This window comes from Micromonospora sp. NPDC003816, from assembly GCF_042874705.1.
Taxonomy (GTDB): Bacteria; Actinomycetota; Actinomycetes; order Mycobacteriales; family Micromonosporaceae; genus Micromonospora.
The window spans coordinates 626,338-638,016 of record NZ_JBIANP010000002.1 but is presented as its reverse complement, the minus strand read 5'-3'; the positions used below and the strand labels follow the sequence as shown (position 1 = coordinate 638,016).

Here is an 11,679-nt window from a genome sequence, read left to right as displayed (position 1 = left end):
CGGGCGGTTCGCTCAGCCGGCGGCGCGTCGTCGCCGTCGGTGGGCGTCGTGGCGCATCATCACCGCGAGACCGGGGAAGCCCCACAGAAAACCGGCCAGGCAGATCCAGAGCCAGTTCTCGTGACCGCTGTCGATCAGCCGGTCCCGGAACAGCAGCAGCACCAGGCCGGCGACCGCCCAGGCCACGATCCCGGCCAGCACGAACGGCACCATCGGCGGGTCGAGCGGCTCGGGGCGGGGCTGCTGCTTCGGCACCCGGCCAGGGTACGTGACGCTTTTCCACCGCCTCGGGTTCTGCAACGATGCGCGCGACAACCCGATGATCTGCTGTGAGGTTCCTGATGGCAGTAGCGCCGCCCGACGAGGGCACCCCACTCGATCCCGGCCGTCCCCGCAACGGCTTCGATCGGTACTTCGAGATCTCGGCCCGCGGCTCGACGATGAGCCGTGAGGTGCGCGGTGGCCTGGCGACCTTCTTCACGATGGCGTACATCGTGGTGCTCAACCCGCTCATCCTCGGCAGTGCCGCCGACGGCGACGGCAACACGCTGCCGATCCCGGCGATCGCGGCGGCCACCGCCCTGCTCGCGGGTCTGTTGACCATCCTGATGGGGGTGGTCGGCCGCTTCCCGCTGGCGGTGGCCGCCGGTCTCGGGGTCAACGCGCTGGTGGCGTACGAGATCGCTCCGGAGATGACCTGGGCCGACGCGATGGGTCTGGTGGTGATCGAGGGTGTGATCATCGCGGTGCTGGTGCTGACCGGGTTGCGTACCGCGGTGTTCCGCGCGGTGCCGACCCAGATGAAGACGGCGATCGGCGTCGGCATCGGACTGTTCCTGACCATCATCGGGCTGGTCGACTCCGGTTTCGTCCGGCGACTCCCCGACGAGGCGAACACCACCGTCCCGGTGGGGCTGGGCATCGGCGGCAAGCTGGTGAGCTGGCCGATGCTGGTGTTCGTGGTGGGTCTGCTGCTGACCCTGGTGCTGGTGGTGCGCCGGGTACGCGGGGCCATCCTGATCGGCATCTTCGCCTCGACGCTGCTGGCGATGGTGGTCGAGGCGCTCGGCAACATCGGCCCGTCGATGGTCAACGGCGTACCGAACCCGAAGGGGTGGTCGCTGAACGTCCCGACGCTGCCCAGCAACCCGTTCGACGTGCCGGACCTGTCGCTGCTCGGCAAGTTCAACGTGCTCGGGTCGTGGGAGCGAGCCGGTTGGCTGGTCGTGCTGATGTTCATCTTCACGCTGTTGATCACCGACTTCTTCGACACGATGGGCACGATGGTGGCCGTCGGTCAGGAGGGCGGCATGCTCGACGACCAGGGCACCCCACCCCGGACCAAGGAGATCCTGCTGGTCGACTCGATCGCCGCGGCGAGCGGTGGTGCGGCCAGCGTCTCCAGCAACACGTCGTTCGTCGAGAGTGCCGCCGGTGTCGCGGAGGGCGCCCGGACCGGCGTGGCCAACCTGGTGACGGGCGTGTTGTTCCTGCTGGCGATGTTCCTCGCGCCGCTGGTCGTGGTGGTGCCGTTCGAGGCGGCGTCGGTCGCGCTGGTGGTGGTCGGCTTCCTGATGATGACCGCGGTACGCACCATCGACTGGTCAGACCACGAGATCGCCATTCCGGCGTTCCTCACCATCGTGCTGATGCCGTTCACGTACTCCATCTCCAACGGCATCGGTGCCGGGCTCATCGCGTACGTGGTGATGAAGCTGGCCAAGGGCAGGGCCCGGGAGATCCACCCCCTGCTGTACGGGGTGGCGGTGCTGTTCGTGGTGTACTTCCTGCGCGGCCCGATCGAGTCGCTGTTCTGACGCCGGCCCCGGGTCGGGCGTGCGTACCGCGCACAACGCGGGCGCAGCCCGGCCCGGGATCGATGATCACCCGGGTGAGCGTGGTCATATTCGCTGCCGACTTCGGGTCTCATTAGCTAGGCTAACTAACGTGACGGAGCGGACGGTGACGGCTCAGAGCATGCCACCGGCGCAGCTGGCCCATCAGCTGCGAGATGCGATCACCCGGCTCAACCGGCGGGTCCGCCAGGCCCGGCCGGTCGGTGACCTGACGGTCACCCAGTTGTCCGCGCTCACCAGCCTCAAGCTGGCGGGCGCGCTCACGCCGCGGGAGCTCGCCGACGTCGAACGGGTGCAGCCACCGACGATGACCAAGATCGTCGCGAAGCTGGAGGAGCGCGGCCTCGTGCAGCGCACGCCCCACCCGACCGACGGCCGGCAGGTCATCCTCGCGGCGACCGAGGGGGGCCGGGCCGTGCTCGACCAGTTCGAGCGGGTACGGGACGAATGGCTGGCCCACCGGCTGGCCGAGCTGAGCGATGCCGACCGGGAGACGCTGCACCACGCAGCGGAGATTCTGCAGCGAGTCTCCCGAGCCTGACACCGCACACCGGGTGTGCGCCGTGCCGTGACGTCCGTCGTTGATGACGTGTACGACGCGAGGAGGCGCACCAAGAGTGCAGGCGAGGCTCAGCACGATGTTCCAGTCCCTACAAGTCCGCAACTACCGGCTCTTCGCCTCCGGGCAACTGGTCAAACTGATCGGTGTCTGGATGATGTTCATCGCTCAGGACTGGCTGGTTCTTGAGCTGTCCGGCGATTCGGCCACCGCGCTCGGCGTGGTCGTCGCCCTTCAGTTCACCCCGGTGCTCCTGCTCACGCTGATCTCCGGGCGGTTGGCCGACCGGTACGACAAGCGGATGCTCCTCTTCGTCGCCAACGCCTTCTGGACGGTGTTGTCGTTGGCGATGGCGCTGCTGGTGCTCACCGGTCTGGTCCAGCTCTGGCACGTCTTCGTCTTCGCCGCCCTGCTGGGCGTGGCCAACGCGGTGGAGACCCCGGTTCGCCAGGCGTTCGTCTCCGAGCTGGTCGGCACTCCGCTGCTGCCGAACGCGCTCTCGCTCAACGCGGCCGTGTTCAACTCGGCCCGGATCGTCGGTCCCGCCGTCGCCGGTGTCGCCATCGCCCTCTTCGGCGTCGGACCGGTCTTCCTGTTCACCGCGCTCAGCTCGATCGGCCCGCTCATCACGGTGATCCAGATGCGTACCGCCGAGCTGCACCGGGAGCCGCTGCCGCCGCGCGACGAGCGGGCCTCGGCGACCGTCCTGGACGGGTTGCGGTACGTCAGCCGACGCCCCGACCTGGTGCTGCCGATGGCCGTGATGTCCGTGATCGGTATGGCACTGTTCAACTTCCAGCTCACCCTCGCGGCACTGGCCAAGACCGTGTTCGAGACCGGGGCGGCCTCGTTCGGCCTGTTCAGCACCACGCTCGCGGTGGGCGCGCTGGTGGGTGCGCTGGCCGGCACCGGGCGGCGCAGCCGTCCCTCGGTGTGGCTGGTGCTGGGTGCCGCCGTCGCCTGTGCCGTGTTCGGGACGCTCGTCGGCCTCGCGCCCACGTACTGGATGGTCGTGGTGTTGCTGGTGCCGACCGGCTTCTTCATGGTCTTCTTCGCCCAGGCGGCCAACCAGCGGGTCCAGCTCGGCACCGACGCGGCCTTCCGGGGCCGGGTGATGGCTCTGTGGGTGCTGGTGTTCCTGGGCACCAACCCGGTCGGCGCGCCACTGATCGGCTGGGTCGCGGAGACCTTCGGAGCCGGGGTCAGCATCTGGGCCGGTGGGTTGATCTCCCTGGCCGCCGCCCTGATCGCGCTGGCCTGGCAGCTTCGCCACGACGGCGCCCGGCTGCGGTTCCGGATCCTGCCGATGCCGCGCTTCTACGTCACCCAGGTCTGAGCCCACGGTGCCGGGTGCCCGCGTGGTGGGGTGCCCGGCGCGGATACCGGAAAATCGGTTACATCACGCTCCGCATCGGCATAGCTTCTTTCCGTGGAGGTCCTGCGCTCGCTGCTGCTCGCCCTGTCGCTGACCGGCGTTGTCCTCCTGCCAGTGCTGATCGTGCTGGTGGTCGGTGCCGACGACATGATCGGCCGGGCCACCTACGGGTGTTCGCAGTGGCGCGTACGGCGTCGGGAACAGCGGCTGATCGTCGCGTTGCGCCGGTCGCTGGCGGCCGACGGGAACGCCGTACGGGCCGACCTCGACGCCCTGGACCGGCACGACCGGCGTCCGCTGGAGCAGATCGCGGCCGACCTGCGGTGCCTGCGGCGGGAACGGGTCGGCGGTGCCGGGGCGGCCGTGGTGTGGCACAGCAGCGTGCTCGACGCGTACGACGACCGCCTCCGGCTGGCCTGCCGGGCACTCGGCGTCACCGAGCACCTGGCCGAGTTGACCGGCGTCGACCGGCAGATCGAACGGGTCCGGGTGGAGAGCGAGCTGGACGCCGCCGGGCTGCGACTGCCGGCGACCCGCCCCGGACAGCGCGAACGGCACCGGTAGCTGCGACCCTTCACCCGGTGCGACTCTTCACCGCGATCCATCCGCCGACCGAGGCGGTCGCGCACCTGACCGACCGGGTGGCCCGGCTCCGGCGCGGTGCCGCCGCTGACGCCGGGACCAACGTCCGACTGCTAGCTCAGCGCCCTCGGCGGGCACCGGCGCGTGGCCGGTGCCCGGTCAGGAGGACTCGCGGGCCGCAGGACCGCTGCCGAAGAGGACGTCGTCCCAGCTCGGCAGCCGCTTACGCGGCTTGGCGCCGGCCTCGGTCGACTCGTTGGTCGAGGCGGCCGGGGCACCCGTACGGCGCGGTCGCAGCACGGCCAGCGACGGCACGGCCGGGACCTCCTTGGGCGCGTCGGCGTCGTCGTCGAAGGCGGAACCCTGACCACCGCCGAGCAGCGCGGCTGCGCCGCCACCGACGGCCCGGCGCGGCGTGTCCTGGCCACCGGCGAGCGCGGCGGGCGAGCGGGGCTCGAGACCACGGCCCGAGGTGGAGCCGAGCGGACGGTCGAGAGAGGCGAGCAGCGCGTCGCGGCCGGCCCGGATCGGGTCCCGACCGGAGCGACTCGGGTCGGCCGGCGAGGGCAGCCCGTGCCCACCCCGGCTCGGCTCACCGCGCGACGGGCCGGGCAGCGCGTGCCCGCCACGCTCCGGTGCCGGCTCCTGGCCGAGGAGCGGCGCGGGACGCTCGGCGCAGAGATACTGCGCCATGTCGTCGTGCGGGGCCACCGACTGCCGGGTCTTGTCCAGATCCCAGACCGCCTGGGCGGTGGCCTTACCGGACGGCCAGGTGGCGACGATCCGCCAGGTGCCGTCGTCGCGGCGCCACGCGTCCCAGGAGATCTTCTCGGTGTCGATCCCGTGCTGGGCGAGCCGGCCGTTGACCACCTCGGCGAGGGGCGTGGGCTTCTCGGCGCCCTTGAGTCGGGTACGACGGGCGTGCTGGGCGAGCATCGCCCGCTCCTGGAGCACCGGCCCGGCGTAGCGGAGCACCCGGTCGACCGGTACTCCGGCGATCCGGGCGACGTCCTCGGCGGACTCGCCGGAGCGGATCCGGGCCTGAATGTCCCGAGGGGACAGCGACGGCACCGGGTCTGCGGTGGACGGTGCCACCGCGAGCGTGGGCGCACCCGGCTCGGCGTGCATCGCCCCGGCGATACGCTCGTCGATGGGGAGGGCGAGCAGTCGCCCGACCTCGTCGGCGAGCACCAGGGCCTGGCCGTCCTCGGAGAGGGCGACGAAGCGTACTGGGCGCATCGCGTTGCCTCCGTCCCGCCTCGCTGGCCGTTACGCCACGAGCCGGCCACCCGGGGCGTTGCGCTCCACGGTACGCCCATCCGCAGCCTGGTGGGAGACGCCACGCCCGGGCAAGTCGAGCTGAGCAGCCTAATTCCCCGCTGCTGAGCGCTGTGCGGCGGGTCAGTGTTACGAGTACGACAGTGGCGATGGTCGGCGTACGGCGCGGGCCCGGCGACCACAGTGGGTCGGCCGGGCCCGCAGGGTCACCGCGAGTTCACTCAGAGTCGCTCGACCACGTAGTCGATCGAGGCGGTCAGCGCCTCCACGTCGGCCGGCTCGACGGCCGGGAAGAGCGCCACCCGGAGCTGGTTACGGCCGAGCTTCCGGTACGGCTCGGTGTCCACGATGCCGTTGGCGCGCAGTGCCTTGGCGATCGCGGTGGCGTCCACCCCGTCGGCGAAGTCGATGGTGGCGACCACGTTGGAGCGCAGCGCCGGATCGGTGACGAACGGGGTGGCGACGGTCGAGCGCTCGGCCCAGCCGTACACGGTCGCGGCGCTCTCGGCCGTCCGCTTGGCCGCCCAGGCCAGCCCGCCCTGGGAGTTCATCCAGTCGGTCTGCTCGGCGGCGAGGAAGATGGTGGCCAGCGCCGGGGTGTTGTAGGTCTGCTCCAGCCGCGAGTTGTCGATCGCGGTGACCAGGTCGAGGAAGGCCGGGATGTACCGGCCGGAGGCCTTGATCTCGGCGGCCCGCTCCAACGCGGCCGGCGACATCAGGGCCAGCCAGAGCCCGCCGTCGGAGCCGAAGCACTTCTGCGGGGCGAAGTAGTAGACGTCGGTCTCGCCGACGTTGACCTCCAGGCCACCGGCACCGGAGGTGGCGTCGACCAGCAGCAGCGAGCCCGGGTCGGCGCCGGCCACGCGGCTGATCGGCACCGCCACGCCGGTCGAGGTCTCGTTGTGCGGGGTGGCGTAGACGTCCACGCCGGCCTCGGCGGTCAGGGTCGGCGCGCTGCCCGCGTCCGACTTGCGGATCGTCGGCTCGCCCAGGAACGGCGCGTCCTTGACGGACTTGGCGAACTTGGCGCCGAACTCGCCGAAGCTGGCGAACTGGGCCCGGTCACGGACCAGGCCGAACGTGGCGACCTCCCAGAACGCGGTGGTGCCGCCGTTGCCGATCACCACCTCGTACCCCTCGGGCAGCGAGAAGAACTCGGCGATGCCGGAGCGCAGTCGGGACACCTGGTCGCGGACGGTCTTCTGCCGGTGCGAGGTGCCCAGGTAGCTGGTGGCCACCTCGGCGAGCGCGGAGACCGCCGCCGGACGGACCTTGGACGGCCCGCAGCCGAACCGGCCGTCGGCGGGCTTGATCTCGTCGGGAATCCGGATGGTCGGTGCGTCAGCCACGGTCGTAAAGATCCTTCCGCATGGGTCGGTGCCCGGGTGAGCAGGTGGGGCTGACCGGCGGCGGGCGCGTGCGGGTGCACGGTCGAAGCCGGGGTCCAGCCCATCGGGCGGCGCTGCCGGAATTCATCCTTGCACCCGTCGACGCCCCGCCGGGTGCTGGTCCCAACCCCAACCGTGAGGCGTCCGCCACAGGCCGTGGCGTCGCCCACACCACCACCCGCCACCGGCGCGTACCCGCCCTCCGCGCCGTGCCGTCGTCCAGCGCCGCGCGTCCGTGCCGGGTGCCGGGCCTGGATGTTAGGAAGGGACCCCTGTACTACCGGAGACGGTAGAAAGGGTCCCTTCCTTACACCGCAGACGTCGGGCGGTGCCTAGACCTCAGACGTCGTGGGGGACGGCGTCCCAGCCCTCGACCTCGTTCGGCTTGCGCGGGCCGTGGCCCACGTACCGGGCGGAGGGGCGGACCAGTCGCTGGAGCCGCTTCTGCTCCAGGATGTGCGCGCTCCACCCGCCCATCCGGGCGCAGGTGAACATCGAGGTGAACATGTGCGCGGGCACCTCGGCGAAGTCGAGCACCACGGCGGACCAGAACTCGACGTTGGTGGCGAGCACCCGGTCCGGGCGGCGGGCCTGCAACTCGGCCAGCGCGGCCCGCTCCAGCGCCTCGGCGACCTCGAAGCGCGGCGCGCCCAACTCCTTGGCGGTGCGACGCAGCACCCGGGCACGCGGGTCCTCGGCCCGGTAGACGCGGTGGCCGAAGCCCATCAGCCGCTCGCCCCGGTCGAGCACACCCTTGACGTAGCTCTCCGCGTCGCCGCTGCGCTCGACCGCCTCCAGCATGCTGAGCACCCGGGACGGTGCGCCGCCGTGCAGCGGGCCGGAGAGCGCACCGATGCCCGAGGAGATGCAGGCGGCGGCGTCCGCGCCGGTGGAGGCGACGATCCGGGCGGTGAAGGTGGAGGCGTTCAGGCCGTGCTCGGCGGCCGAGATGAAGTACGCGTCGACGGCCTTGACGTGCCGGGGGTCGGGCTCGCCGCGCCACCGCTTCATGAAGCGCTCGACGATCGTCTCCGCCTTGTCGATCTCCTTCTGCGGCACCGCCGGCAGCCCGAGGCCACGGGCGGACTGGGCGACGAAGGAGAGCGCGGTCACCGACACCCGGGCGAGGTCCTCCCGGGCCTGCTCGTCGGAGATGTCCAGCATCTGGTCCAGGCCCCAGTACGGTGCGAGCATCGCCACCGCGGACTGCACGTCGACCCGGATGTCGCCGGAGTGCACCGGCACCGGGAACGGCTCGGCCGGCGGCAGGCCGGGGCCGAACCGGCCGTCGACCAGCAGCGCCCAGACGTTGCCGAAGGAGACCTGGCCGATCAGATCCTCGATGTCGACCCCGCGGTAGCGCAGCGCGCCACCCTCGCGGTCCGGTTCGGCGATCTTGGTCTCGAACGCTACGACGCCCTCGAGTCCGGGTTTGAAGTCGGCCATTCACTTCTCCTGGTGTGTGTCGGTGCGCCCGCCCGGCTCGGTGCCCCGGCCCCGGCCGGGTGAGCGCCTCAGGCGACCCTCTCCGGATGTGTGTTCGTGACATCTTGCCTGCTGGTGATCGGGTATGCGACCCGTCTCGGATGTGCTGCTGACGACATCCCCGACGGCAGGTGCCGTGGGGCTCTCGGTAAGACTGGCCCCGACGGGCTGGTCGCGGGGGCGGGCAGCCTGATCCAGAGGGAGGAAACGTGACGGGCGACACACCGCCACCCGCGGGGATGCGTCACGAGTACGCCGCGGACACCGGCCTGGTCGAGGCCGACCTGGCGGCGCAGTGGCACACGCAGTTCGACAGGTGGTTCGCCGACGCGGTCGCCGCCGGGCTGCCCGAGCCCAACGCCATGGTGGTCGGCACCGCCGACGCGCAGGGGCGGCCGAGCGCGCGGACTGTGCTGCTCAAGGGCTACGACCCGGCGGGCTTCGTCTTCTTTACCAACCACCGCTCACGCAAGGGTGTCGAGGCGGCCGTCAACCCGTACGCCAGCCTGGTCTTCCCGTGGTTCCCGATGCAGCGGCAGGTGATCGTCGCCGGCCGGGTGGAACGGATCGACCGGGCGGAGACCGAGGCGTACTTCGCCAGCCGGCCGCGTGGCTCCCGACTGGGTGCCTGGGCCAGTGCGCAGTCGTCGGTCCTGCCGGACCGGGCGGCGCTGGACGAGGCGTACCGGGCGGTGGCGGAGCGGTTCGCCGACGTGGACCCGATCCCCGCCCCGCCGCACTGGGGCGGGCTGCGGGTCCGGCCCGATTCGGTGGAGTTCTGGCAGGGCCGGGCCAGTCGGCTGCACGACCGGCTGCGGTTCCGCCGCGACGCCGACGACTGGGTCGTGGAGCGGCTGGCCCCGTGACCTCGACCGAGACAGACCGGCCCCGCGAACGGCGGCGCTGGGCCATCGACCTGCGTCCGCTGCGGGTGACCGCGTACCGGCGGCTCTGGCTCGGCAACGGCATCGCCATGTTCGGCTTCCAGTTCACCGCGGTCGCCGTACCGGTGGAGATGTACGCCCTCACCCAGGACTCGCTCTGGGTCGGGCTACTGGGTATCGCCGCCTTCGTGCCGCTGCTGGTGTTCGGGCTCTGGGGCGGGGCGGTGGCCGACGCCATCGACCGTCGACTGGTGTTGACCGCCGGCTCGGTGCTGCTCTGGGTCGCGGTGGCGGGACTGCTGGCGCAGGCGCTGCTGGGGGTGGGCAGCCCGCTGCTGCTGCTCGGGCTGGTGGCGCTCAGCTCGGTCGCGTACGCGATCAGCGGGCCGGCCCGCAGCGCGCTGGTGGCCCGGCTGGTCCCGGCCGAGCTGGTGCCCGCCGCGACCACGCTGAACTTCACCACCGCGATGGCCACCTCGGTCCTCGGGCCGTTGGCCGCCGGCCTGATCCTGGCCACCTGGCACCTCGACGTGGCGCTGCCGATCGCGTACGCGGTGGACGCGGTGTTGCTCGTCGCCCTGGTCTGGGCGGCCCTGCGGCTGCCCGCGATGCCGCCCGAGCCGGACCCGGACGGTACGCCCCGGCAGGCCGGGCTGCGCAGTGTCGTCGACGGGTTCCGGTATCTGGCCGCCAGCCCGGTGCTGCTGCTCTCCTTCGCCATCGACCTGATCGCGATGGTGTTCGCCTTCCCCCGGGCGCTCTTCCCCGAGGTCGCCACCGAGCGGTTCGGCGGGGGTGCGGCGGTGGGCTGGCTCTACAGCTCGATCGCGATCGGCTCGCTGCTCGCCGGGCTCGTCTCCGGCTGGATCGGCCGGGTACGCCGCCAGGGGCTGGTGCTGGTGCTCGCCGTGGTGGGCTGGGGCCTGGCGGTCGCGCTGGCCGGGTTGGCCCGGCAGCTCTGGCTGGTCATCGTCCTGCTGGTGCTGGCCGGGGCGGCCGACCTGATCAGCTCGGTGGTACGGCAGTCCATCCTGCTGATCTATGCGCCGGACCGGATGCGCGGCCGGCTCCAGGGCGTCAACACCGTGGTGGTGGCGGGTGGGCCGCGCCTGGGCGACCTGCGGGCGGGTGCCATGGCGACCGGCTTCGGCAGCGGCGTCGCGTGGGTCGGCGGCGGTCTCGTGGCGGCGGGGCTGGCGGTCGTTCTCGCGGTGGCGTTCCCGGCGTTGCGGCGGTACCGGCCGCCGGTGACGGCGACCGCCGAGGGCGCTTCCGAGGACCACCCGGCACGGCGAGCGGAGAGCGGTTCCGGGGGCTAGGGTCTGGCGACATGAGCAGCAGCGAGCCGCGTCCCCTGTCCGGGGCACAGTGGACCATTTCCGCCGCCGGTCACGAGGCGGTCATCGTCGAGGTGGGCGGCGGGGTCCGCACCTACCGGCAGGACGGGGTGGAGCACCTCGACGGGTACGCCGCCGACGAGTTGTGCCCCGGCTCGGCCGGGCAGGTGCTGGCTCCCTGGCCGAACCGGATCCGCGACGGCGTGTACCCCTTCGACGGGCAGTCGTACCAGCTCCACCTCACCGAGCCGGAGCGGCACAACGCCATCCACGGCCTGGTCAACTGGGCCCGCTGGGAGTTGGTCGAGCAGCGGCCGGACGAGGTCGTCGTCGGGCTCGACATGCCGGCGCAGCCGGGCTACCCGTGGCCGCTGCGGCTGCGTACCCGCTGGAGCGTGGGGGCCGACGGGCTGCGGGCCGCGCACGAGGTGACCAACGTCGGCGTGGAGTCGGTGCCGTTCGGCTTCTCCGTGCACCCCTACCTGCGACTGCCCGGGGTGGCGGTGGAGGACGTGGTGATGCGGGTGCCGGGAGAGACCCGGCTGCTGCTGGACGGGCGGCTGCTGCCGGTGGGCGTGGCCAAGGTCGCCGGCACCGAGTACGACTACACCGAGCCGCGCCGGATCGGCGACGCGGTGCTGGACCTGGCATTCGGGCAGGTGATCCGGAACGCCGACGGCGGCTCGGCGGTGACGCTGAGCGCACCGGACCGTTCGCACGGCCTCGAGATCTGGGCCGACGCCCAGTTCGGCTGGTGGCAGGTCTACACCGGTGACACCCTGACCGGGGAGCGTTTCCGCCGGTCGGTGGCGGTGGAGCCGATGACCTGCCCGCCGGACGCCTACCGTTCGGGTCGGGATCTGATCACTCTGGCGCCTGGCGACACCTGGCGCGGAGACTGGGGCGTCCGGCCGGGCAACTGAGCCGGCGAGGAG

General features: G+C 71.9%; 11 protein-coding genes. 7 read left to right on the top strand and 4 right to left on the bottom strand.

Annotation, left to right across the window (positions count from 1 at the left end):
• Positions 1 to 12: 12 nt before the first annotated feature.
• The gene (locus tag ACFYTT_RS08735; RefSeq protein WP_176092409.1) at positions 13 to 255 is read right to left on the bottom strand and encodes a DUF2530 domain-containing protein; all 243 of its coding nucleotides are present in this window, start codon (positions 253 to 255) and stop codon (positions 13 to 15) included.
• A gap of 86 nt (positions 256 to 341) precedes the next feature.
• Between ACFYTT_RS08735 and ACFYTT_RS08730 the strand changes: the two genes are divergently transcribed.
• The 4 genes from ACFYTT_RS08730 to ACFYTT_RS08715 all read left to right on the top strand — a co-directional run bounded on the left by ACFYTT_RS08730 (position 342) and on the right by ACFYTT_RS08715 (position 4,354).
• Positions 342 to 1,817, top strand: a complete 1,476-nt coding sequence (locus ACFYTT_RS08730; RefSeq protein ID WP_176092410.1) for an NCS2 family permease — start codon at positions 342 to 344, stop codon at positions 1,815 to 1,817.
• 130 nt (positions 1,818 to 1,947) lie between these two features.
• The gene (locus tag ACFYTT_RS08725) at positions 1,948 to 2,397 is read left to right on the top strand and encodes a MarR family winged helix-turn-helix transcriptional regulator (RefSeq protein WP_131052561.1); all 450 of its coding nucleotides are present in this window, start codon (positions 1,948 to 1,950) and stop codon (positions 2,395 to 2,397) included.
• A 76-nt stretch (positions 2,398 to 2,473) separates the two neighbouring features.
• A complete protein-coding gene (locus ACFYTT_RS08720) occupies positions 2,474 to 3,751 on the top strand; it encodes an MFS transporter (RefSeq protein WP_387258260.1) in 1,278 nt (425 codons plus the stop codon).
• A 93-nt stretch (positions 3,752 to 3,844) separates the two neighbouring features.
• Entirely contained in the window at positions 3,845 to 4,354 is a 510-nt protein-coding gene (locus tag ACFYTT_RS08715; RefSeq protein WP_176092411.1) for a hypothetical protein, read from the top strand.
• Between the two features lie 177 nt (positions 4,355 to 4,531).
• Here the strand turns inward: ACFYTT_RS08715 and sepH are convergent, their stop codons facing one another.
• From sepH to ACFYTT_RS08700, 3 genes are all read right to left on the bottom strand, one after another.
• Complete coding sequence (gene sepH / locus ACFYTT_RS08710; protein WP_131052557.1) at positions 4,532 to 5,611, bottom strand: septation protein SepH; 1,080 nt, start codon at positions 5,609 to 5,611, stop codon at positions 4,532 to 4,534.
• Positions 5,612 to 5,871: 260 nt separating this feature from the next.
• Positions 5,872 to 6,999, bottom strand: coding sequence for a phosphoserine transaminase (gene serC / locus ACFYTT_RS08705; protein ID WP_176092413.1), 1,128 nt, complete (start codon positions 6,997 to 6,999; stop codon positions 5,872 to 5,874).
• Positions 7,000 to 7,377: 378 nt separating this feature from the next.
• Complete coding sequence (locus tag ACFYTT_RS08700; RefSeq protein ID WP_131052555.1) at positions 7,378 to 8,484, bottom strand: citrate synthase 2; 1,107 nt, start codon at positions 8,482 to 8,484, stop codon at positions 7,378 to 7,380.
• A gap of 278 nt (positions 8,485 to 8,762) precedes the next feature.
• Between ACFYTT_RS08700 and pdxH the strand changes: the two genes are divergently transcribed.
• The 3 genes from pdxH to ACFYTT_RS08685 are packed head-to-tail and all read left to right on the top strand — an operon-like array spanning position 8,763 to position 11,667.
• Positions 8,763 to 9,389 (top strand): pyridoxamine 5'-phosphate oxidase, encoded by a 627-nt coding sequence (gene pdxH / locus ACFYTT_RS08695; protein ID WP_387258658.1) that lies wholly within the window; start codon positions 8,763 to 8,765, stop codon positions 9,387 to 9,389.
• A complete protein-coding gene (locus tag ACFYTT_RS08690; protein ID WP_131052554.1) occupies positions 9,386 to 10,726 on the top strand; it encodes an MFS transporter in 1,341 nt (446 codons plus the stop codon). Before pdxH ends, ACFYTT_RS08690 begins: the two co-directional genes overlap by 4 nt.
• 11 nt (positions 10,727 to 10,737) lie before the next feature.
• Positions 10,738 to 11,667 carry an aldose 1-epimerase family protein gene (locus ACFYTT_RS08685; RefSeq protein WP_131052553.1) on the top strand — a complete coding sequence of 310 codons (930 nt, stop codon included), beginning with the start codon at positions 10,738 to 10,740 and terminating at the stop codon, positions 11,665 to 11,667.
• Positions 11,668 to 11,679: the final 12 nt, after the last annotated feature.